Genomic DNA, 22512 nt, shown 5'->3' with positions numbered 1-22512 from the left:
GACGGTGACCATAAACAGACCTTAAACGTCTTATAAATCGGATCGTGGTCCCGGCGGCAGCAGCAGCGCCACCCGGGCCCCGCCGAGCCGGCCGCGGCCGATGTCCAGGCGGCCGCCCGCGGACTGGGCGATGCGCTGCGCGATGTCGAGTCCCAGGCCGGTCGAGCCGCTGCCGCTCACCCCGCGCCGTACCGCCGCGGCCGGATCGGCGATGCCCGGCCCCGCGTCGTCCACCACCAGGCCCTCGGGCGAGACGCCGACAAGAAACGCCGTCCCTTCCGGCGTGTGCGCGAACACGTTGCCCAGCAACGCGTCGATCGCCAGGATCAGCTCGCCGCGCGGCAGCGGTACCGGCACCGGCCGCTCACCACCGACCACTGTGGTCGGCCGGCCCTGGTCCTCGGCCAGCACCGACCAGAACGCCAGCCGGTCCGCGAGCACCTCCACGAGGTCGGTGGAGTGGTTGGCCCGCGTGCCCGAGCTGAGCCGCGCGCCGGTGATGATGGCCTCCAGCTCGTCGTCGAGCATGTCGAACGCCTGCGCCATCCGGTCCGCCACCGCCCCACGCGGCAGCGCCTCCGCGTCCAGGCGGAGCGCGGTCAGCGGCGTGCGCAGCCGGTGCGAGAGGTCGGCGGCGAGCTCGCGCTCGTTGTCAATGAGCTGCCGCATGTTGTCCGCCATGGTGTTGAACGAGCGCGCCGCGTCGGTCAGCTCCGGCGGCCCGGCCGGCTCCACCCGCACGCTGAGGTCGCCGTCGCCGAGGCGGCGCGCGCCGGCGGCGAGCTCGCGGGTGGCGCGCACCAGGCGGGCGCCGAGCCGGTCCGCGACCAATGTGGACCCCGCGACCAGCACGACGGCGAGCCCGGCCAGCGCGAGCCACGCCGGCCACACGCCGCGGTTGATCTGGTCGTCCGGCACGAAGACCTCGATGACCGCCGTCCGCCCTCCGTCCAGGACACTCGGCTGGAGGTAGGCGAGGCCGCCGTCGTACTCCACAATGGATGGCCGCCGGTCGCGCGCGGCCGCGTCGACGTCGGAGGCCGCGGCGCGCGGCGACCCGATCGCGTCGAGATCCGGCAGGTGTACCGCGAGCCGCCCGTCGCTGCCCGCCGCCGTGCTCGCCACCGCCTGGTCGAGCAGCGCGGGGTCGGTGTCGACGGCGAGCGCGACCACGATCGCGGTCGCCTGCTGCCGCGCGTCGCCGACGGCGCGGTCGTGCGCGATCTGGCGGGTCAGGATCGCCAGCGGCACGAGGAACGCCAGCGCCACCATCGACGTGATCGCCAGCGCGAGCCGGGTGAGGGTGAGCCTCATCGCGGCTCGACCAGCTTCACGCCGACGCCGCGCACCGTGTGCAGGAAGCGGGGGTGCGCGGCCGTCTCGCCGAGCTTGCGGCGCAGCCACGAGATGTGCACGTCGATGGTCTGCTCCTCGCCGATGCGGTCCTGCTGCCACACCTGGGTGAGCAGCTCCCGCCGGCTCACGACGCGGCCGACCCGACCCGCCAGGTACGCGAGCACGTCGAACTCCCGCCGGGTCAGCTTGATCGGCGCGCCGTCGAGCCGCACCTCCCGTTGCTGTGGGTCGATGACGAGCGAACCGACGGTGATGCTCGGCGTTTCCGCGGGCACCGGGCGGCCTCGCCGCTGTACCGCCGCGATCCGGGCCAGCAGGTGTCCGCCGGAGAAGGGCTTGGTCACGTAGTCGTCGGCGCCCGCGTTCAGCAGGTTGATGATGTCGACCTCGGAGCGGCGGGCGGTGGCCACGATCACCGGTACGTCCGACACGCTCCGCATCATCCGCAGCGCGTCGGCGCCGTCGATGTCCGGCAGCCCAAGGTCGAGGATCACCAGGTCGGGCCGGTCGTCGGCGACGATGCGCAGGGCGTCCACCGCCTGGGTGGCGCCGCGCACGACGTGGCCGGCGTCGACAAGCGCGCGGGTGAGCGCCGCCGCGACGATGCGGTCGTCCTCGACCAGCAGGATCATGGCCATGCGGTTCACCATATGGGTCGATGGTTGAATGACCCACATGCGGCTGCGCGGTTTCGTCCCGGTGCTGGGGTGGTGTGCGGCCACGCTCGCCAGCATCGGCGTGGCGACGGTGGCGCTGCAGCCCGTGCTGCGTACCGCCACGCCCGACCTCGCCTCGGCCCCGATCGACCGCGCGGTGGCCGCACCCCCGCCGCCAGTCACCTCGGCACCCGCCCCCACGCCGTCGCCGCGTCCCTCGCCGTCACCGTCCCCGACGGCGTCCCGCTCCCGCCCACCGTCGCCGCCGCCCGCCGCCACGACACCGCCGCCCAGCCCCGCGACGGTCGTCGACGGGTGGACGGTGACGACCGGGGCGGACGGCCAGACCACGTACACGCGCTCGTTCCGCGTCGGCGGCGGCACGGCCGTGATCCGGATGACCCCGGGCCGCGTCCACCTCGTCACGGCCACGCCCAACCCCGGCTTCACCGCGGACACGGTGCAGAACGAGCCGGGCAACCTGGCCGTCCAGTTCACCGAGCCCAACCACTACTTCGTGATCCACGCCGTCTGGCAGGGCAAGCCGGTCGCCCAGGTCAGCGAGGTCGGCGAGTAGCGTTCGGCCGCATGGAGGGTCTGTCGGACGGCGAGCGGGTGGCCGCGTCGCTGGCGCAGTGGCTGGCTGGGGTGACATTCGCCGACCTGGGCGCGGACGAGGTCACCGACCTGCTCGCGTCCGCCGTCGTGGCGTGGGCGCGGGGGCAGGGCTGGCGGGCGTACCGGCGGGCGCCCAGCGTGCTCCCGCTGCCGCCGCCGTACGAGCACCGGCACTCCTGGATCGACGTCGGGTGCGCCCGCCCGGCCGGCGCGCCCATCGCCGTCGAGCTGGACCGCAGCGACCGCCGGCGCACCGTCGACAAGCTTCTGGCCGAGGCGGAGGCCGGCCGGGTGGCGATCTGGCTCCGGTGGGGGACCGGCCCGTTCGCCGAGCCGCCGGAGCCCGTGCGGATGGTGACTGTTGCCGTCACGGCACGGCGTGGCGGCGCCCTCCGGTACAGCCGGCAGCCGGTCCGCGAGCGGCCCGCACCCGCGCACACCGAAGCGCCGCCCACGACCGGCGAGCAGGCCGACCTCTTCGGCGGCGCGGCGGAGCGCTGAGCCGCCGGCGCCGCGGCGCTCACCCCGGCGGTTGGTTGAGGGCGGCACGCCAGCCGCCGGCGGAGGTGACGTCGGTCGCGTCGCGGACGCCGTGTTCGGCGGCCAGGAAGCCGGTCACCGGCGTACCGTCGTCCAGCTCGATCCGGCCCAGCCCCAGCGGCGCCGGCACCGTGTCCAGCAGCCCGCCGACCGCTTGGTGGGGAACCTGCCACACCTCGACAGCGATCCCTTCCGCAGGCCCGTCGCCGGTGCGCACCAGGCCCGGCCTCGGCACGCCGGGACCGCTCAGCCGGTACAGCCGGTACCCCGGCGCGGTCCGGGCCCGGAACGCCAGCCGCCCGCCGGCGGAGACCAGCTCGTGGTTGAGCGGCAGGCCGGAGAGGTGGGCGCCGGCCACCGCCAGCAGCGCCGTCCCGGGCGGGTTCGGCGGCGGCGCGGCGGGCTCGCCGCACCAGGACGCGGCCAGGTCCAGCAGCGGGGCGTCCGCGAAGGCGGGCGCCACGAACTGCACGCCGAACGGCAGCCCGTCCGCCCGCTCGCCGGCCGGCACCGCGACCGCGCACAGGTCGAGCAGGTTGGCGAACGTGGTGAACGTGCCCACCCGCGCGTTCACCCCGACCGGGTCGGCCGCCACGTCGGCGAGGCGGGGGTGGCCGGGCGTGGTGGGGAGCATCAGCGCGTCGACGTCGGCCCACACCGGCTCGGTCTGCGCGCGCAGCACCGCGAGGCGCTCGAAGCCGGCGAAGACGTCCGGGCCGGTGATGTCGCGGCCCCGCATGACGATGCGGCGCACGGTGGGGTCGAGGTGCGGGCCGTCGGGCTCCAGGTAGCGGCCGATCGCGGCGTAGCGGGCGGCCAGCCACGGGCCTTCGTACAGCAGGCGGCCCGCGTCCAGGAACGGTCCGATGTCGACGGTCACGACGTGCGCGGCGACGCCGCGGAGCCGGTCCAGCGCCGCCCGCCAGGCCTCCTCGTGCGGTGGGTCCAGGTCGAGATCCCCATCCGGTACCGCCACCACGCGCATCCGTGCGGCGACGCCGGCCGGGGGGCGGGGTGGCGTCGGGCGCGACCGTGGGTCCTGCGGGTCCGTCCGGACGAGCGCGGCGAACGCGGTGCGGGCCGCCGCGACCGTGCGGGTCAGCGTGGTGACGCAGTCGAGGTCGGCGACCGCGGGCAGCACGCCGGCGTTGGACACCAACCCTCTGGTCGGCTTGACGCCCACGATGCCGTTGAACGCGGCCGGTACCCGCCCCGACCCCGCCGTGTCCGTGGCCAGCGCGAGCGGCACCGCACCGCTCGCCACCGCGACCGCGCTGCCCGAGCTGCTGCCGCCGCTGACGTGGGCGGGGCTGGCGACGCTGTGGCACGCGCCGTACGGGCTGCGCGTGCCCACCAGCCCGGTCGCGAACTGGTCCAGGTTTGTCTTGCCCACCGGTACGGCGCCGGCTTCGAGCAGCAGCCGCACCGCGGTCGCCGAGGCACCGGCCGGCTTGGCGGCGAGGGCGGGGCAGGCGGCGGTGGTTGGGTGGCCGGCGAGGTCGATGTTGTCCTTGATGGCGAAGCGCACGCCGGCGAGCGGCGCCTCGGGATCGGCCCGGCCGGCCAGCTCGTCCACTTCGGATCGGTCAAGCTTGAGTGTCCACAGTGGCTGACCGGTCATGAGGCCGGGATCTTGCCGACGACACCGCCGACGAAGTAGTCGATCGACTCGATCGTCTTGTAGTCCGGGACCGTGCCTTCGGGCACCCGCACCGTGCCCTCCTGGTCCACCACCGGTCCCAGGAAGGGCGACCCGTCCTTGCTGATCCTCGCCTTCGCCTCGTCCACGAGCGCCTTGGCATCGCCGGTGACCGCCGGGCCGTACGGCGACTGGACGAACGGGTTGTCGCCGGTCTTGAGGCCGACCCGGAAGTTCGCGTTGTACGGCGAGCCGGTGAACGACCCGGCCACCGCCGTCTGGACCATCTTCGTGTAGAGCGGGCCCCAGTCCCACTGCGAGCCGGTCAGCCACCCCTTCGGGGCGAGCGCGCTGGCGTCCGCGTGGTATCCGACCGTGTACGCGCCGGCCGCCTCGGTGGCCCGGATGACGGTGGCCGTGCAGTCCTGGTGCTGGCTGATCACGTCGACGCCCTGGGAGAGCAGGCTCTTGGCCGCCTCGGCCTGCTTGGCCGGGTCGCACCAGTTGGAGGTGTTCACGACGTAGGTCTTCGCGGCCGGGTTGACCGACGCGGCCCCGAGCTGGAACGCGTTGATGTTGTCCAGCGTCTGCGAGATCGGGAACGCGTACACGTACCCGAGCTTATTGCTCTTGGTGGCCTTGCCCGCGACGATCCCGGCCAGATAGACCGGCTCGTAGACGGTGCCGAAGTACGTCCCGAAGTTGGGTGGCATCGCGCCGTCCACGATGTTCCCCTGCTGGAGCACGACCACGTCGGGATTGGCGGCGGCGACCTTGAGCGCGGGGTCGCGGTGGCCGTACGAGGTGGCGAATATGATCTTCGCGCCCTTGCGGATCATGCCCTCCATCACGCGGGCGGCGTTGTCGTCCTCGGGCACGTTCTCGGCGGTCAGCACCTCCAGGTCCGGAAACGCCTTGGCCACCTCCTGGCTGCCCTCGTACGCCGCCTGGTTGTACCCGTAGTCGTCCTTGGGCCCGACGAAGATGAAGCCGATCTTCGTGCCGCCGGTGCCGGGCGCGGTCGCGGAGGTCTTGCTCGACGACGTGGTGTTTGTGGCGCAGGCGGTCAGGAGCACGGCGCATGCCGCGACCGCGACGAGTCTTTTCACGATCGGCACCTCTTATCGGGTCGGGGTCAGCTGGAAAACGCGGGACAGGTCTTCGGGTGCCGCGTTCGTGCGGCGGCGGCCGAGCACGACGAGCGCGGCGATCGTGACGAGGTAGGGGAGGGCGTCGAGCGCGAACTGGTTGAAGCCGTACCCGCGCGCCTGCAGCGCGGGGAGAGGGCGAGCGCGGCGCCGAACAGGTACGCGCCGCCGACCGCGCGCAGCGGGTGCCACGCGGCGAAGATGACCAGCGCGACGGCGATGAAGCCGCGGCCGGCGGTCATGTTCTCGAACCAGGCGTTCGCGTAGGCGGTGGACAGGTGCGCGCCGCCGATCCCGGCGAGCAGGCCGCCGCCGACCACCGCCAGGAAGCGGACCGTCAGCGGCGAGCGGCCGTAGGTGGCGAGCACCGCCGGCCGCTCGCCCGCGCTGCGCAGCACGAGCCCCCACCGGCTGCGGAACAGCAGCAGCCAGAGCGCGGGTGCGAGCAGGTAGGAGGCGTAGACCAGCGGGTCGTGGTCGAAGAGGATCGGACCGACCCACGGGATCTCCGCGAGACCCGGGATCGGGTACGGGCGGAAGGGGCTGATCGCGCGCCCCACGTAGGCGGCGCCGAACATCGAGGTGAGCCCCGCGCCGAGGAAGAGCACCACGAGCCCGGTCGCGAGCTGGTTGGCGCCCCGCGCGAGCACCGTGAACGCGTGCACCGCCGCCAGCAGCGCCCCGGCGAAGGCACCGGCCAGCACGCCGGCCCACGGGTCGCCGGTGCCGGCCGTGACCGCGTACGCGGCGAGCGCGCCGGTCAGCATCGAGCCCTCGGTGCCGAGGTTGATGACACCCGCCCGTTCGGCGAGGGTCTCGCCGAGCGCGGCGTACAGGATCGCGGTGCCGCCGCGCACCCCGCCGGCGAGTACGTCGACGATCATGGGGTCCTCCCGGTGTTGCGACGGATGCCGAGCACGGCCAGGAGCACGAGCGCCATCAGCACGTTGAGCGAGGCCGCGGGCAGGCCCGAGTCGATCTGGAGGCTGTCGCCGCCCATCGCGATCGCGGCCAGCAGCAGCGCGGCGAGCCCGACCCGCAGCGGCCGGTGCAGGGCGAGCCAGCTGGCGAGGAAGCCCACGTACCCGAACCCGGTGGTCATGCCCGGACGCAGCTTGAACTCGGTGCCGGCGAAGTGCACCAGCCCCGCGAGGCCGGCCAGCGCTCCGCCGGCGAGCATCGCGGACAGCAGCAGCCACCCGACGCGCATGCCGGCTCGCCGCGCCGCCTCCGGGTTCCCGCCGACCACCCGCAGCCGGAAGCCCCACGCGGTGCGGCGCAGCGCGAACCACACGCCGGCGAGCGCGAGCAGGGCCAGCAGGATGCCGGCGTTGGCGGTGCCTCCGGCGGTGAACAGCGGCAGGCGGGCGGTCTCCTCGAGCGGGCGGGACGAGGGCTGGCCGAAGCCGGAGGCGTCCTTCCACGGGTCGTAGATCAGGCCGAGCATGATGTCGATGGCGACGAAGTTGAGCAGCAGCGTGCTGATCGCCTCGTTCACGTTGACGGTGAGCCGGAGCCCGGCGGCGATCCCGGCCCACGCGGCGCCGGCCGCCATCGCCGCGACGATCATCAGGACCAGGGTCAGGACGCCCGGCAGGCGCTGGTCGGCCACGAGGCCGACGCCGGCCGCCGCGACCGCGCCGATCACGATCTGGCCCTCGCCGCCGACGTTGAGCAGGCCCGCGCGGGCAGGCACGGCCACCGCCAGTCCGGCGAGGAGCAGGACCGCCGCGCGTACCAGGACGGTCTGCGCCTGGTCCGGGTTGGCGAGGGAGGCGAGCATGTCCGTGTACATGGCGAGCGGGTCGACGCCCTTGACCGCGGCGAACGCCCCGAAGATCAATGGGCCCGCGAGTATCGCGACAACCCACCTCGGCCAGCTTCTTTGTCGATTGTCGACAATTTCAGGGTGAAGGTCGGCAGGTCGCACGGCGGTGTCGGTCATTGCGGGTCGCCTCCCAGCATCAGCCGGCCGATCGCGTACCGGTCGGTCTCGCCCGGCCGCACGATTCCGGCGAGGTGGCCGTCGTGCAGCACGGCGATGCGGTCCGAGATGGACAGCAGCTCGTCCAGGTCCTCGGACACGACGAGCACGGCCGCGCCCGCGTCACGCTGTTCGAGCAGGAGCTGCTGGGTGCGCCGGGTGGTGGCGATGTCGAGGCCCCGGCTCGGGTACGCGGCGACGACCACCGCCGCCGGCGCGCCCAGTGCCCGGGTGAGCACGACCCGCTGGACGTTGCCGCCGGACAGCTCGCCCAGCACGCGCTGGTGGGCCGCCATCCGCAGCCGCGCCTTGGCGTCCCGGTGGTCGGCTTCGGCGCCCACGGCCCGCCAGTCGAGCCGGCGCGCGCTCAGCGCGAAGTGTTCCAGCACGGTGAGGCCGGGCACCACGGCGTCGCTGATCGGGTCCTCGGGCACGCCGACGGCGCCGGCCGCAAGCGCCTGCCGAGGCCCGTGCAGCGGCCTGCCGCCGAGCCGTACCGCGCCGGTGCTCGCCTTGCGCAGCCCCAGGATCACCTCGCACAGCTCCCGCTGGCCGCTGCCCGCCACGCCCGCGACACCGACAAGCTCGCCCGGGTGCAGGTCGAGGTCGACTCCGCGCAGGGCACGTCCCGCGCCCACCCCGCGCAGCTCCACGATGGACTCCCGCGCGGTGTGCCGGGTCCGCTCACGGGGCAGGGCCGGTACCGCGCGCCCCACCATCGCCTCGACGAGGTCCGCGTCCGTGTGGGCGGACGGGTCGGCGTTGCGCAGCACCACGCGGCCGCCGCGCAGCACCGTCACGCGGTCGGCGATGGCCCGCGCCTCGCCGAGCTTGTGCGTGATGATCACGAGCGAGAGCCCGGCCGCCCGCAGCGACCGCATCGCGGCGAAGAGCGCGTCCACCTCCTGTGGCGCGAGGACGCTGGTCGGCTCGTCGAGGATGAGCAGGCGCGCCCCGCTCATCAGCACCTTGAGGATCTCCACCCGCTGCCGTTCGCCGATGGAGAGGTCGCGGACCAGTGCCGCCGGGCGCACGGCCAGCCCGTACCGCCGGCTCGCCTCGGCGACCGCGCGGGCGATCCCCCGCCGCCGCGGGAGCGCCAGCGCGATGTTCTCCGCCACGCTCAGGGCCGGGATCAGCCGCATGTCCTGGAAGACCATTCCGATGCCGGCCGCGCGGGCGGCGGCCGGCGAGCCGAGCGGCGTGGGTACGCCGTCGACCCGCACCTCACCGGCGTCCGGCCGGTAGACGCCGTAGATCAGCTTCATCAGCGTGCTCTTGCCGGCGCCGTTCTCGCCGAGGACGGCGTGCACCTCGCCCGGTGCCACCTCGAAGTCCACGGCGTCGTTCGCGACCACGTCGCCGAACCGGCACGTGAGCCCCCGTACGGCGAGCAGGGGCGTCGCCGCGGCTACCGCTGTTGACTGCATGCGTCCTATAGGACGGCTGGTTCGTTACAGCCCTGTATCGCGGCCGTAAAGCTCTCAGTGCCCTATAGGATGTCGGCGTGAGCCTGACCAAGCTGCCCACGGTCGAGCGTGCCCCGGGCAACACCGGCGACCGCGTCCGCGACACCCTGGTCGAGGCGATCCTGGCCGGCACCCTCCCACCCGGCACCCATCTCAACGCGGACGCGCTCGCCAAGCAGCTCGGCGTCAGCCACATCCCGGTCCGCGAGGCGCTGCGCTCGCTCGGCGCCGACGGCTGGATCGACTACCGCCCGCACCTGGGCGCCTTTGTGCGGGAGCGCTCGGAGCGGGAGCTGGCCGACCTCTTCGAGGCGCGGCTGGAGCTGGAGGGGCGCACGACCGCGATGGCGGCCGAGCGCCGCACCGCCGAGCAGCTGGCCACGCTCGACGAGATCCTGGCCCGCCAGGCCGCCGCCGCGGAGCCGGTGGTGCTCGCCGCGCTCAACGCGGAGTTTCACATCGCGGTCGCGGCCTGCTCGCAGAACGACCTCATGGCCGGCTTCGTGCGCTCGCTGAGCCTGCGCGCGCGGTTCTACTTCTCCGCGGTCGCACCCACCCGCCGCGCGGCGTCGCTGTCCGACCACCGCGCGATCGTCGACGCGCTGCGCCGCCGGGACGCCGCCGAAGCCGAGCGGCTGGGCCGGACCCACGTGGCCAGCACGCGCAAGGACCTCCAGCGCGCGCTGACTGTCGACTTTCCGACCACAGTGGACTGACAAGCCGGCGCCGCCCGCTCCCGCAACGTGAGAAGCACTCGCGCGGGTGACCTCGATACGCGGAATCTGATGGATGATCGGCGATCCGATTTGGACTGTCGGGAGCGCGATCGCCTGCTGCGGCCAGCCGTCCGTGCCTGTTGTCCATGTGGCGACCGTACGGACAACCGCTGGTTGGCGCTTCGGCAGCTGGCTAGCTTGAGGGCGTACGGAGGGTCGGCGCCCGCATGACCGCGCCCTGCCCTGCCTACCGAAGGCACACAGTGACGTGGCTTCGCGCACATATTCCAACGACGTCTCTTGTGGAGAGATAGGGGTTTGGCTGTGTCGTTCCTGGAGGACTCCTCCGGTTTCGACCTCATGCAGACGGATGTGCGGTTTCCGGTGGTCGAGTCGGCGTCGTTGACCCCGGTGCCGGGCCGGCTCTTCCGGACGCCCCGTCGCCGCTCCGACGACCTGCCCGAGCTGGTCGGCGGATCGGTGCACGTGTTTCAGACGAACGAGCAGTTCGCCGTCGCGCCGTCCGGTCCCAAGATGCTGATGTCGGAGGTCGTGGTCAAGGCGACCATGGTCGCGGTGGTGCTGACCCGGGCACAGGTGGTGCCCGCGGTGGCGATCCTGCCGTCGATCAACCCGGAGTACCGGCTCGCCCTGCGCGCCAGCTACAACTGCAAGGTCCACAACCCGGTGCAGGTGCTCACGGCCGGCTGCTGGGACGTGCGCCCGGAGCTGCTGGAGTACCTGCTCGGAGACCCCAAGCTGCGCATGCTCGGCGCCCGCGACGACGTGGTCCGCAACCCCGAGGTCTCGCAGCGGATCCTGGCCCGCACCATCGCGCGCAACGAGCTGGAGCCGCCCGACATCCCCGGCATGCGCGTGCGGCTCGTCGACGTCACGCTCGCGATCCACCACGACGGCGGGTGGACGGTCGGGCAGCCGCAGTCGGCCGAGCAGAGCGAGCCGTACGACCCCGGCACGCGCGACCTGTTCGGCGACGGACACGGCAACGGCCGGCCGCGCGACGGGTACGGCACCTATTCACCGGACGGAGACGAGCGGGAATGACAGCGCAAGGCATCGACCCGGGCGCGATCGGGTCACTCGAGCCGCCACCGGCGAGGCCGGCGCGCTGGGGACTGGGCCGGGTGCTCCGCCTGGCCACCGGCGTACGGGAGGACGTGCTCGCGCACGTGCCCAGCGAGCGGGCGCGGTACACGTCGATGGGCGGCGTGGTGGTCGGCACCGCCGTCATGGCCATGCTCTCGATGGCGGCCGCGCTCTACTTCGTCTTCGACGGCTTCCAGCCGTTCATCGTGTTCGCCGTGCCGATCTGGGGCCTGTTCATCCTCAGCATCGACCGCTGGCTGATGTCGTCCACCTCGGTCGGGCAGGTGGGGCGGGCGGCCCGCAAGATCCTGCCGCGCGTGCTGCTCTCCATCGCGCTCGGTGTGATCGTGGCCGAGCCGCTGCTGCTGGGCATCTACAACACCGCGATCACCGAAAAGGTGGCCAAGGACCGGCAGCAGGAGGTGAGTGACCGGGAGGGCGCGCTGCGCACCTGCAACCCCATCCCGGGCACTCCCGAGGCGTCCAGTCCGAAGGTCAACGAGCCGGGCTGCGAGCCCTTCCGCCGCTCGCTCGGCGGGGAGTCGCCGCAGGCGCTGCAGGCCCAGCGCGACGCGGTGCAGAAGCAGGTGACCGACCTCAAAGCGGTGGTGGGCGACGACGCCGAGGCGTACGCGGCGCTGGAGGAGAAGGCACGCCGCGAGTGCAACGGCACGCCCGGACCGGGCCTGACCGGCCGGCGGGGCGAGGGCCCGAACTGCAAGCGGCTGCGCACCGAGGCCGACCGGTTCCGCAACGACCACAAGATTGGTGACAACGGCAAGAAGCTCGCCGACCTGAACACGCAGCTCGCCGCCCTCGACGAGCGCATCGGCAAGGCCCGCAACAACTACGGCGTCCTGATCAACGAGGTCATCCAGGAGGAGCTCGCCGAGGTACGCGGCCGGCAGGGGCCGGTGGGCATCCTGGAGCGCTTCCGGGCGCTGGACGAGCTTGTCGACAGCAACGGGTTCGTCAAGATCACCCAGTGGGCGATCCGGATCTTCTTCATCCTCATCGACGCGCTGCCGGTGATCCTCAAGGTGCTCAGCGGCACTACGTCGTACGACCGGATCCTCGAGGACGAGCTGCGCCACCAGGAGCGCGTGCGGCAGCTGCGCTCCAGCGAGGACCTCGACCGGCAGTCGCGGTACGGCGACCTCGTGCGGCGCCGCACCGACCGGCAGTACCGGACCGAGCTCGAACGCATAAACGAGGCGAGCCGCATCCAGCTCGCCAACCACGACGAGCGGCGCAGCGAGCTGATAGACGCCTTGGAGGAACACCTGCTGAACACCGCGACCGGGCCGGCGAGCCCGAGCTGGGACCCGCACGCGCACGACCACCGCGTGGTGGACATGGCCGACGTGGCCGACCTGCCCACCCAGGAGATCTCCCACCGTGACATGCCGGGAGGCCGCTGGTGACGTACCAGTCGGCGGCGCCGTCCGACGGCGCGCGGACCGCGAAGGTCCGCACGTACCTGATCTACGTGGTCCTGGACACCTCGGAGTCCATGCGCCGCCCCTGGCCCGAGGCGCCGCAGGACGGCGGCTCGCAGGCGCACTTCGTGCGGCTCATCCCGCGCATGCTGCGCGAGCTGGCCGACCATCCGGTCACCAACAAGCTCGCCTCGGTGAGCGTGCTCGCCTTCAACGACGAGCCGGAGATCCTGCGGCCGATGACGTCGCTGGACCAGCCGGCGGCGATTCGGCCGCCGCGGCTCGGCTACGGCACCGACTACGCCCGGGTCCTGCGCTTCCTGGCCGACCAGCACCGCAAGGACGTGCGGGCGGTGCAGCAGAGCCGGATGCGCGACGGGTACACGGTGGACGTCGCCCGCCCGTGGATCTTCTTCGTCACCGACGGGCGGCCGTTCGCGCGGGAGCGCAACCAGAGCATGGACGAGTGGATGGGGCACCGCCGGCGGCTCACCGACGAGCCGGTCGGGGCGCGGCTGGCGGCGATCGGGCTGCCGGGAGCCGAGCGGGACATCCTGTGGCACCTGGCCACCGGCAGCGAGGACGGGCGCCGCAACGCGTTCATCGCGGACCGGCGGACCAACCCGAAGGAGCTGTCCGAGAGCGTGGTCGACGCGATCAAGAGCAGCATCTCCACGTCCGCGAGCACCGGCCTGCTGACCATCCGGACGCCGGTCGGGATGCGGCGCATCGAGGGGCCGCGCCATGGCTGAGGCCGCGCAGGGCGCGTCCACCGCCACGGTGACCGTCATCGTGGTCGCCGCGACCTGCATCCTCCTCGCGTTCGCGGCCCTGGCGAAGGCACGGACCAGGAGCGCGAACGTCCAGCACCTCAAGGTCGGCGAGGAGGTCACGGCCACCGGTCGCGCCCGGCGGCCGGCCGGCGGGGGTGAGCGCCTCCGGGACGAGCCGGTCCGGGCTCCCCGGCGGCCCCGGCTCCCGCGATGGGCCCGCCTGCCGTGGCGTTCCGGAGCGGCTGCAACCCCGGCCTCCGAGGGCGATGTCCGCCCGATGGTGCTCTCCGAGCGGAGCCGCGGGCCGGTCGAGCCGAAGCTCGTCGCACCGGTCCTGACCGCCGGCGTCTGGGGGCGCGCGGTCGACCACGGCGCCTGCGAGGCCCGCGGCGGCCGCTTCGTGGTGCGGGCCGCCGCGATGCGCGGGGCGAGCCACGCCTTCGACGGGGTACCGGGCGACGACGCCGCCGGCGTCGTCTGGAACCAGCGGCGCGAGTCCCTGCTCGTCGCCGTCGCCGACGGGCTCGGCTCGATGGTCGACTCCGGCTACGTCGCCCGCTGGGTGGTGGGGCACGCGATGGACCAGGGCGAGCGGCTCGATCCCGGCGACGACGTCGAGCACATGCTCGACCGGGTCACCGGCCAGCTCGCGGACCACATGGTCGCGCAGGACGTCGACGGCGCGACAACCCTGGTGCTGGCCGAGGTACGCCCGGCGGCGGGCGGCGCGGTGGTGACGACCTGGGGGGTCGGCGACTCCGAGGCGTGGGTGCTGCACGGCGGCGGCTGGCACGCGCTGCATCACGAGCGCCGCGGCGACGCGGAAAACGTCACCCGGCAGCTGCCCCGGCACCGGCTCAAGCGCGGCCGCCCGCAGCGGCTGCCGGCCGGCGCGGTGCTCGTGCTGGCCAGCGACGGGTTCGCCGGCGCGCTCGGCGGCGACGGCTCGCCGCTGGCGCGGGAGCTGGCCGGGCGGTGGAAGGCGCCGCCGTCCCCGGTGGAGTACCTGGCTCAGGTCGACTTCGTCGACGACTACTGGACTGACGACAGGGCGGTTGTGGCGGTGTGGATCAGATAGTCGACGACCACTGGGTGGAGCTCGCCGAGCTGAGCGGGCTCGAACGGCTGGCATGGGCCGACGCCGGCAACTCCACGCTGTGGCGGTGCCGGCTGCGCGGCGTGGAGTACGTGTTCAAGCAGTACTCGGTCGAGTTCCGCACCGGAGCGCAGCAGCACGCTCTCGGCGGGCTCATCGCGTGGCGTGACGGGCTGGCCCGGCACGATCGCGACCACCTCGACGCGATCGCGGCGTGGCCCCGGTACCGCGTGCGCCAGCGCGGCATCCTGGAGGGCGTGCTGCTGCCCTTCGCGGCGCGCGAGTTCTTCCAGCTCGACCGCATCGACGGCGCCGAGACGCCCCGGACGATCGCCCACCTCCAGCACTACAAGGCGGACCGGCAGGTCCGGACCGGAGCCTCGCTCCAGGTGAAGTGCCTGGCGCTCGGCCACGCCGCCGAGGCCCTGCTGTGGTTTCACGACCACAACGTGGTCGTCAACGACCTCCGCGAGCTCAACATCCTGTCCACACTGGACGGCCAGCGCGTGTACTACGTGGACTGCGACGCGATGATGGGACCGTGGGGTGAGGTAAGCCCGGCGGCCGCTCCGGGCTACCTCATGTCCCTCCTGCCGCGCAGTGACAGGGCGGACCGCCGCACCGACCTGTGCCGCCTGGCGTGGCTGGCGATCTGGCTGCTGCTCGACCAGTTCGGCCTGATGGATCCGCCGATGGACAAGCTCAGGCGCCTGGTCGCCGACGGCCCCGCGGACCTGCTGCGCCGCACGAGCAAGCTCGACCCGTTCGAGGTGGCGGAGTGGCGCCGGCTGGCCGACCGCTGGGTGCGGACCTGGACCGGCACGGCGCCGGTCATGCAGCGGGCCCCCAGCCGACCCTCCCGCAGACCCTGCCGATGCCCGAGCGCCGGCGGCAGGTCGTCATGTCCACACAGACGCGTGGATGGTTGCCCGCGCAGTACCGGCAACCGGCGCTCCCGCCCGCACCCGCGCCGCCGCTGGGCGACACCGGACGCGGGCCGGCGCAGGACGCCCGGCGCCGCGAGCCGCCGCTGCGGCTCATCGCGTTCGTCGCGGTCGCGGTCCTGGCCACCTGCGCGGTCCTGTCGTTGCTGGTCCAAGGAGGTGCGCCCTGACCAGGTCGGGGCCGGAAGGAGCGCGGTGGGCTCGCTGCTGCTGATCCTGGGAGGTGCCGAGCGGCGCCTGCCCGAGCAGGACGTGCACTACCTCTGGATGGACGCAAACCGCCTGCGGGTATCGGCCAACCCGCCGAGCATCGAGGTGTGCGTCGGGCACTTCGTGTGCGAGTTCGGTCCGTGGTCGTTCTACGCCGGACCCTCGGAGTGCCCGCGCGAGCTGCGGATCAACGGCCGCCCGGTCACCGAGCGGGACGTGGCGCTGCCGGGGGACCGGGCCGAGGTGCGCCTGGCCGGCGAGCCGTACAGCGAGCCGGCGCCCCGTCAGGAGCGACCGGCCCCACGGTCCACAAAGGACTACAGCCGGCCCGCGCACGGGGGCGGCGGCGCCGGGCCGGGCACCGCCACCCGCCAGCGGGTCATCGGCCCGCCCGGCACCGACGCCGACCTCGTCATCGACGACCCCTCGGTACGGCCGGACCACGCCCGGGTCGAGGTGGACGCCCGCGGTGCGTGGTGGGTGACCGCGCACAACGGCAAGGTGTACGTGGACGGCGAGCCCGTCGACTGGACGGTGCGCGAGCCCGGCAGCCGCTTCATGGTCGGGCGCCGGACGGTGACGGTGCCCGGGCGGGGCGGGCGCCGCGGCGGCCGGGCGCTCGGTGTGGAGCTGGCCGGCGTCACCGTGCGCCGCGGCGGCCGGGCGCTGCTGGACAACGTGACGCTGTCGGTGCCCGCCGGTGACTTCGTCGCCGTCGTCGGCCAGAACGAGGCGAGCCCGCAGATGCTGCTCGGCCTCGTCGCGGGCGCGCACCGTCCGGACAGCGGCACCGTCCGGGTCGGCGGGTCCAGCCGTCGCGGCGATCCCGCCGTGCGCTGCGTACCGGCCACCGACGACCTGCACGGCACGCTGACCGTGCGGGAGGTGCTCGGCTACGCCGCGGCGCTGCGCTCCGGCGCGGGCGAGGCGGCGCGCGTGGCGGCGCTTGTCGAGGAGGCGCTGTCCTGGCTGGGGCTGGAGGCCGAGGCCGACAAGTGGGTGCGCACGCTCAGCGAGCCGCAGCGCAAGCGCCTGTCGGTCGCGGCCGAGGTGGTGCAGCGCCCCGGCCTGCTGCTCGTACCGCAGTCGCGGACATCGCACGACATCGGCCGGGACAGCGACCTCCTGTCGCGGCTGCGGACCGTGAGCCGCGACACCAACTGCACCGTCGTCGTGGCCACCGGGTCGGTCGGCGGCCTGGACGGCGCGGACCTCGTCGTCGTACTCGACGCACAGGGCCGGACGCGGTTCGCCGGCCCGCCCGGCCAGCCGCTGGCGAACCAGCCGGACCTCACCTGGGGCGAGTGGGTCGCCACCCTGGACCTCTCCGGCGGCGACCCCGGCGGCGGGGTGCGGCCGCTGCCGCCGTCGTCCCCTCCCGCGTGCGAAACCGTGATCCAGCCCGACGGCGCGCTCGCCGGCATGCCCGCAGCGGTGGCGCGGCAGTGGCTGCTCTTCTGGCGCCGTGGGCCCGGTGCGCTCGCCGCGTTGCCGCTGCTGCCGGTGGTCGGCGCGATCCTCGCCGCCCTGCTGCTCGACGGTCCGGCCGGGCCGCTCGCGGTCGCGGTCCTCACCGGCCTGAGCGTCGGCCGCGCCGACCTGGTGACCGAGCGCGCGGCGCTGGCCCGCGACCGCCGGGCCGGGTTCGGCGCGGGTGCGCTCGTGGCCGCCAAGCTGGTGGTCTTCGGCGCGGTGTGCGCGGTGCTCGCCGTCCCCGCCGGCGTGGCGACCGCCGGGGCACTGCCGCGGGTGCCCGGACCGCCGTCGTGGGTCTCGGCCTGGCTGCTGCTCTGGCTGGTCATGGTGCTGTCGCTGTGCGCGGGCGCGCTCGCCACCGCGGCGACGCGCACGCTGTTCGCCGCCGCCGTCGTGGGCGCGGCCGCGGTGCCGGCGCTTGGGGCGCTGCTCTGGGTGCTCTTCGCGCTCGGCTGGGTGCCGGCGCTGCTCGGGCCGGTCGTGCTCGCGCTCGGCGCCGGCCGGCTGGCGGCCGCGGTGCTGGAGGCCCGGCTCCAGCCGTGACTCCGCGTCAGGCCGGGCCGCCGGCCGGGCGGAAACCCACCGGCGCCGGCAGCGGGCTCTCCGTGCCGGCGAGCGCGGCCTGCCCGCAGGCGAGCAGGTAGCCGCGCAGAAACGTGGCGAAGCGGTCGGCGGCGGTTTCCGGAGCGTCCTCGGCGGTGAACGCGTACTCCGGGAACAGCGCGAACGACGCGGCGGCCTCGCCGGCGCCACCGAACCCGAAGGCGACGATGTCGGGCCGGCGGAGCTGGCCGAGCAGTTGCCGGTGTGCGGGCGCCCAGTCGTCGACGCCGGCCGGCGTGCCGGCGCTGAGCAGCACGACCAGGGGCCGGCGGACCGAGGGGTGCTCGGCCCGCAGCGCCTCGGCGTCGGCCGCGACGTGGTCGCGGAGCCACTCGAACAGCGCGGTGTAGCTGGCCGGGCCCCGCCCGGTGAGCCGCGGCACCCGGGGATCGGCCTCCACCGCCGCCAGCTTGGCCCGCACGGCGACGTCCTCGGCGAACCCGCACACGGCGAGCCGCAGCGGAGCCGCGTCGCGGGGCTGCCCGGCGAGCGCGCGGTAGAGGTCGCCGACGGCCTCGTTGAGCCGGTCCAGCCAGGGCGACGCGGCCTCGGACTCGTCGACGACCACGTACACCGGGCAGAGGTTCGGCGGCGCGGCCAGCGCGTTGGCGTTCACTGCCGGCGGGACCATGCTGACCTCCGGCGCCGGTACGCCCGCCAGCGGCGCGTCCCAACCGATCGCCGCGGGCTCCGGCGGCTGCTGCGGTGAGTGGACGGTGGCGGTGGCCCGGATCGGCGGACCCGAGCCCTCCACGTGGCGGACCGCGGCGTCCAGCAGCGGCGTGAGGTCGGACGGCTGCGCGATCCCGCTGTTGGCCAGCTTCTCCAGCAGGCCCTCCCAGCGCTCGTTCTCGCGTACCCGCTGGGCCTCCCTGGCGTCCTCGACCTCGGCAAGCATCTTCATCGCGCCGGCGGTGTCGCCGGGGTTGCGCTGCAGGTGCAGGCGGATCAGGGACTCCGCGTCCATCGACTGGCCCGAAAGGAGCGCCCGCTCCCGGTCCTGCAGCAGGTGCTGTCCGGTCTGCTGGAGCAGGTCGAGCTGGCTCTGCCGCGCGACGTCGTTGACGTTCGTGTGGTGCTGGGCCGCCTTGATCTTCTCGTCGCGGCGGGCCTGCTCGACGTCCTGCAGGTACTTGCGTCCCGCTTCGTCCAGCGACAGGCGGACGGCCACCGCGTACAGCGTGATCCCGCCGTGCAGCAGCGTGTCCCGGCGCAGCTGCGCGTGGATCGCCGCCTCGGCCTCCTCCGCCTCCTCGATGGAGTACTGGCGGGTGATCGCCCGGAACATGCGCAGCAGGTACCCGTGCACCAGCGGCGCGCCGTCGCGGACGTTGCGCCGGACCACTTCGGCCGGGTCGGTGACCCGGAAGTTGGCGCTGCACGTGGCGTGGAACTGGTACACGTCGCCTTCGGTGGGCAGCGCCGTGTCGCCCTCGAACTTGAGGTCGACGTGGTGGTCGCTGATGTCCACCTCGTACCGGGTGCTGTACTTCGTGAACATCTGGTCCGACCAGCGCATCGGCTTGCCGCCGTCGAGCACCTCCAGGTCGCCGTCGCGCCGCGCGTACACGACGGCGACGGACGGCGCGCGTGCCGGGCTGGGCGCCAGCGTCACCCGCTTCACCGGCTCCTGCTTCAACAACAGCGAGATCGTCTCGGTCATGGCTACTCCCCGTTGTGCCCCGCGTCGTGCCTGATCTGGGTCAGCAGGGCGTCGACCGCCCGGTGCGCGCGGGGCAGCGGTGTCAGGTTGTCCGGCCGCACCCACTCGGCGGCCAGTGCGGAAAGGATGCGGAGCAGTCGCGGCTCCACCCGCGGCACCGTCACGACCGCGCGGAAGAGGCGGAGCAGGACGTCGAGCTGCGCGGGGTCGGCTTCGGCGAGCCCGGCCCAGCCGGTGAGCACCCCGCGGGCCTGGTCGTGCAGGACGTTTTCGCTGAGCGCCCGCCGCCACAGGCCGAACAGCGGGGCGCGCAGCGCCTCGGCGGTCCTGGCCAGGTGCAGGAGCGTCGGCCAGCGGGTCTCGCCACCGCCGCCGTCCGGCTCCCAGGTGACCAGGCTGTCGGCCAGGATCAGGAAGGCGAGCTGCGCCGGGCGGGAGCGGAGCCGGTCGGTAAACCAGGAGAGCAGGCCGGCACAGGCGATCGGCGCCACGCGGTCCGGGTCCTCCACGATGAGGTCGGCCAGCGCGTCTCCGATCGCCACAGCCACCGCGTAGTCGTCCACTGTGGCCAGACGCCCGAGGCGGTCGACCGCGGTCGCGGTGTCGAGGCCGCCAGCGCCGGCGCCGTAGGCACGGGCGGCGGTCGCCTGGGCGCGGGGCTGCTCGCGGTTGGCGTACCACACGCCGACGATGGTGCCGACGCTGGCGGCGAGCTGCTTGTCGCCGGACGGCTCGCGCAGCGCGTACGCCACCGCCTCGCGCAGCCGGTAGTCCTTGCTGTTCGCCCAGCCGTTGAGCGCGTACGTCCACAGGTAGTCGAAGGAGTACCGGGACAGCACGCCGAGGGTGCTGGCGGCGAAGATGCGCACCGGCTCGGAACGCTCCACGATCAGCTCGCCGAGCCATTCCAGCAGGGTGGGCTGGATCTGGTACCGGCACCACACGCGCTCGATCACCTTGATGGGGTAGCTGGGGTCCTTGTACCGCACGGTGCGGACCGGGACCATGCCGTACGCGTACCGCACCTGCTGCTCGACCTCGACCGCGCGCAGCCTTTCCAGCAGGCGGTTGGTCGGCGTGCGCAGCGCCTCGTTGCGGGCGATCCGCAGCTCGGGCTTGCCGCCCGAGACGACGAGGTGCTGGGTGACCTCCAGCTTGCGGCGCAGGCGGCGGGACGCGGCTGTGACGTCCTCGTAGGGCAGGCCGTCGAGGACCGCGAGCGCGACCGCGAAGCTGCGCTCCTCGGCGTCGCGCAGGCTGTCGAACCACAGGTCGAACGCCTGGTCGTGCTGGCGCCGGCGGCGCTCGCGCACCCGGAAACCGTCGACGGTGCCGCTGTCGTCGCACTCCGAGCTGATCACCGCCGCGAGCTCGGCGGCCGAGTGGCAGCTCGCCTCGCCCTCGTCGAGCTCGCCGAGGAGGCTTTTCACTGTCTCGCTGGCGAGCAGGCGGTCGGCCAGCCCGTCGCCGCACCGCCAGGCCAGGTGGCCGGCGAAGACCTTCTGCCGGTCGACCTGCTGGTCGGGCAGGTCGAGCACGTACGGCTCGACGTCCTGGTCAGCCGCCAGCTGGCCGGGCGAGATGGTGATCACGAGGCGGGCGTTCGCCTTGGCCAGCGCCATCTCCAGCGCGTGGAACGTGAAGCCGCGCAGCTTGGTGGCCCCGTCCGGCTGGCAGAGCAGGAAGCCGATGCCACCCCGCGCTCCGCCCACGCTTTCGGCCTGCTCTGCGATCGAGTCGGCGAGGTGGGCGACGTCGACCGTCGGGTCCAGGTGGTACACCCGCTCGACCTCGCCGATGAGCAGCCGGATCGCGGCGGCGTCCTTGCCGTGGCCGGGGCGGCCCCGGATCACGGCGGAGCGCTGGCGGCGAAACCGCTGCAGGAGCTGCGACCAGTTGTCCGGGTCGACGAACGCGTACCGGACCGGCTCGACAAGGTCGATGGAGAGCTCCCGCACCGGCACGGTCCGGTCGCCGAACCGCAGCTCGAACTTGTGCCCGGCGACCTTGTCGCCGCCGATCTGGTCACCGTGGACGGTGCGCGCCGCGCGCCAGTGCTCGTTGCGCGCGGTGCCCTCGCCCGGCCTGGAGGTCGCCTGCCCCGGCTCGGCCCAGGACCCGCCGTCGACCCCGTCGACCGCCTCGCCGGGTGCGGCTGCCGCGGGCCGCGCGCCGGCGGGCTTGGTGTCGGCGGGGCCGGAGCCGCCGCCCGGGGGCGATGCGGCGGCTCCGGCCGGAGGGGTGCCGGCGGGCGCGCTCGGGGCGGGTGCGGTCGCGGTGGGCGCCGGTGGGGGAGCCGGTGCCGTCACGCCCGCCCTCCGGGCCCGAAGACGATCTTCGGACCGTCCACTTTGTCGCCCATCACCAGGTCGCCGTGCACGTCGCGGGCCTGGACCGCGTTGCCCGTACGGAAGCGCTGGTTGTTGCCCTGCGGCCGGGCTTCGGGCTCTACTGTGGACGCGCCGGCCGCCGCCGGCCCGGTGTCGCCGACCACCCGCGCCACCTCCTCGACGAGGGCCCGCACGTCCGCGTCGGCGCTGCGCGCGTCGATCCGCCGGTACTGCCGGCTGGTGAGCGGGGCCAGCTCCGCCGGAAGCTCGCCCAGCCCGGGCATGTGCGCCCCGCCGACCAGGACGGGAATCGTCGTCAGCCCCAGGCGCAGGGCGAGCGCCACCTCCCGGCGGACGAAGTCTTCGTGGTCCCACAGGCGGTTGTTGCCCGCCCGGCCGGTGAGCCAATGTGGACCGATCACGACCAGCACCACCGAGCAGAGCCCGAGGCTGCGCCACAGCACCGGCTCGAAGTCGGTGCCCGCCGGGATGGAGCGGCTGCTGCGGAAGACGCTTTCGGGGCCGAAACGCGCCGAGAGCCGGTCGTCCAGGGTCACCGCGGCGAAGCTCTCGTCACCGTTGCGGAAGCTGATGAATATCTTCGTCATGCGCGAGCGCGTCTCCCTGGGATGCCGTGTCGCCGTACAGCTTGCGATGGCGGGCGGGAGCGGACAAGCCGTTGTCAGTATCCCCTGGGATGGACAACAGACAGGGTGGACGGTCGGTTCGTCGCGGTGTACCGGAT

General features: G+C 73.8%; 18 protein-coding genes. 8 read left to right on the top strand and 10 right to left on the bottom strand.

What is annotated here, in order from left to right; translation table 11 throughout:
- Positions 1–30: 30 nt before the first annotated feature.
- Together Phou_RS02275 and Phou_RS02270 are read right to left on the bottom strand one after the other, a co-directional pair.
- Positions 31–1314, bottom strand: a complete 1284-nt coding sequence (locus Phou_RS02275) for a sensor histidine kinase (protein ID WP_173053130.1) — start codon at positions 1312–1314, stop codon at positions 31–33.
- Positions 1311–1994, bottom strand: coding sequence for a response regulator transcription factor (locus tag Phou_RS02270; protein WP_173053128.1), 684 nt, complete (start codon positions 1992–1994; stop codon positions 1311–1313). Before Phou_RS02270 ends, Phou_RS02275 begins: the two co-directional genes overlap by 4 nt.
- A gap of 37 nt (positions 1995–2031) precedes the next feature.
- Here Phou_RS02270 and Phou_RS02265 point away from each other — a divergent pair, with 37 nt between their 5' ends.
- Together Phou_RS02265 and Phou_RS02260 are read left to right on the top strand one after the other, a co-directional pair.
- Complete coding sequence (locus Phou_RS02265) at positions 2032–2589, top strand: DNA mismatch repair protein MutL (RefSeq protein ID WP_173053126.1); 558 nt, start codon at positions 2032–2034, stop codon at positions 2587–2589.
- A gap of 11 nt (positions 2590–2600) precedes the next feature.
- Entirely contained in the window at positions 2601–3131 is a 531-nt protein-coding gene (locus Phou_RS02260) for a hypothetical protein (RefSeq protein WP_173053124.1), read from the top strand.
- Positions 3132–3150: 19 nt separating this feature from the next.
- On the opposite strand, the gene atzF is transcribed toward Phou_RS02260, so the two are convergent.
- The 5 genes from atzF to Phou_RS02235 form a co-directional block, all read right to left on the bottom strand.
- On the bottom strand, positions 3151–4791 hold the full coding sequence (atzF, locus tag Phou_RS02255; protein ID WP_173053122.1) for an allophanate hydrolase: 1641 nt from the start codon (positions 4789–4791) through the stop codon (positions 3151–3153).
- Positions 4788–5918 (bottom strand): BMP family ABC transporter substrate-binding protein, encoded by a 1131-nt coding sequence (locus Phou_RS02250; protein WP_218578657.1) that lies wholly within the window; start codon positions 5916–5918, stop codon positions 4788–4790. Before Phou_RS02250 ends, atzF begins: the two co-directional genes overlap by 4 nt.
- A 26-nt stretch (positions 5919–5944) precedes the next feature.
- Entirely contained in the window at positions 5945–6841 is an 897-nt protein-coding gene (locus Phou_RS02245; RefSeq protein ID WP_218578655.1) for an ABC transporter permease, read from the bottom strand.
- Entirely contained in the window at positions 6838–7800 is a 963-nt protein-coding gene (locus tag Phou_RS02240; RefSeq protein ID WP_218578653.1) for an ABC transporter permease, read from the bottom strand. Before Phou_RS02240 ends, Phou_RS02245 begins: the two co-directional genes overlap by 4 nt.
- A gap of 98 nt (positions 7801–7898) precedes the next feature.
- Positions 7899–9371 carry an ABC transporter ATP-binding protein gene (locus tag Phou_RS02235; protein WP_173053116.1) on the bottom strand — a complete coding sequence of 491 codons (1473 nt, stop codon included), beginning with the start codon at positions 9369–9371 and terminating at the stop codon, positions 7899–7901.
- A gap of 77 nt (positions 9372–9448) precedes the next feature.
- Here Phou_RS02235 and Phou_RS02230 point away from each other — a divergent pair, with 77 nt between their 5' ends.
- From Phou_RS02230 to Phou_RS02205, 6 genes are all read left to right on the top strand, one after another.
- Complete coding sequence (locus tag Phou_RS02230; protein WP_173053114.1) at positions 9449–10126, top strand: GntR family transcriptional regulator; 678 nt, start codon at positions 9449–9451, stop codon at positions 10124–10126.
- Between the two features lie 324 nt (positions 10127–10450).
- Positions 10451–11191, top strand: coding sequence for a hypothetical protein (locus Phou_RS02225; protein ID WP_173053112.1), 741 nt, complete (start codon positions 10451–10453; stop codon positions 11189–11191).
- On the top strand, positions 11188–12657 hold the full coding sequence (locus Phou_RS02220; RefSeq protein ID WP_173053110.1) for a DUF4407 domain-containing protein: 1470 nt from the start codon (positions 11188–11190) through the stop codon (positions 12655–12657). The genes Phou_RS02225 and Phou_RS02220 overlap by 4 nt, the downstream gene beginning before the upstream one ends.
- Positions 12654–13424: a vWA domain-containing protein gene (locus Phou_RS02215; protein ID WP_173053108.1), complete on the top strand. Its 771-nt coding sequence runs from the start codon at positions 12654–12656 to the stop codon at positions 13422–13424. Before Phou_RS02220 ends, Phou_RS02215 begins: the two co-directional genes overlap by 4 nt.
- Positions 13417–14523 (top strand): protein phosphatase 2C domain-containing protein, encoded by a 1107-nt coding sequence (locus Phou_RS02210; RefSeq protein WP_173053106.1) that lies wholly within the window; start codon positions 13417–13419, stop codon positions 14521–14523. The genes Phou_RS02215 and Phou_RS02210 overlap by 8 nt, the downstream gene beginning before the upstream one ends.
- A complete protein-coding gene (locus Phou_RS02205) occupies positions 14511–17714 on the top strand; it encodes an ATP-binding cassette domain-containing protein (RefSeq protein WP_173053104.1) in 3204 nt (1067 codons plus the stop codon). The genes Phou_RS02210 and Phou_RS02205 overlap by 13 nt, the downstream gene beginning before the upstream one ends.
- 7 nt (positions 17715–17721) lie before the next feature.
- Here the strand turns inward: Phou_RS02205 and Phou_RS02200 are convergent, their stop codons facing one another.
- Genes Phou_RS02200 through Phou_RS02190 form a run of 3 tightly spaced genes read right to left on the bottom strand, consistent with a single transcriptional unit; the run spans position 17722 to position 22375 of the window.
- Positions 17722–19437 (bottom strand): vWA domain-containing protein, encoded by a 1716-nt coding sequence (locus Phou_RS02200; RefSeq protein ID WP_173053102.1) that lies wholly within the window; start codon positions 19435–19437, stop codon positions 17722–17724.
- Positions 19438–19439: 2 nt separating this feature from the next.
- Positions 19440–21746 carry a hypothetical protein gene (locus tag Phou_RS02195; RefSeq protein WP_173053100.1) on the bottom strand — a complete coding sequence of 769 codons (2307 nt, stop codon included), beginning with the start codon at positions 21744–21746 and terminating at the stop codon, positions 19440–19442.
- Positions 21743–22375: a toll/interleukin-1 receptor domain-containing protein gene (locus Phou_RS02190; protein WP_173053098.1), complete on the bottom strand. Its 633-nt coding sequence runs from the start codon at positions 22373–22375 to the stop codon at positions 21743–21745. Before Phou_RS02190 ends, Phou_RS02195 begins: the two co-directional genes overlap by 4 nt.
- Between the last annotated feature and the right edge of the window lie 137 nt (positions 22376–22512).

This window comes from Phytohabitans houttuyneae, from assembly GCF_011764425.1.
Lineage (GTDB): Bacteria > Actinomycetota > Actinomycetes > Mycobacteriales > Micromonosporaceae > Phytohabitans > Phytohabitans houttuyneae.
This window is presented reverse-complemented; position numbering and strand designations above follow the sequence as displayed.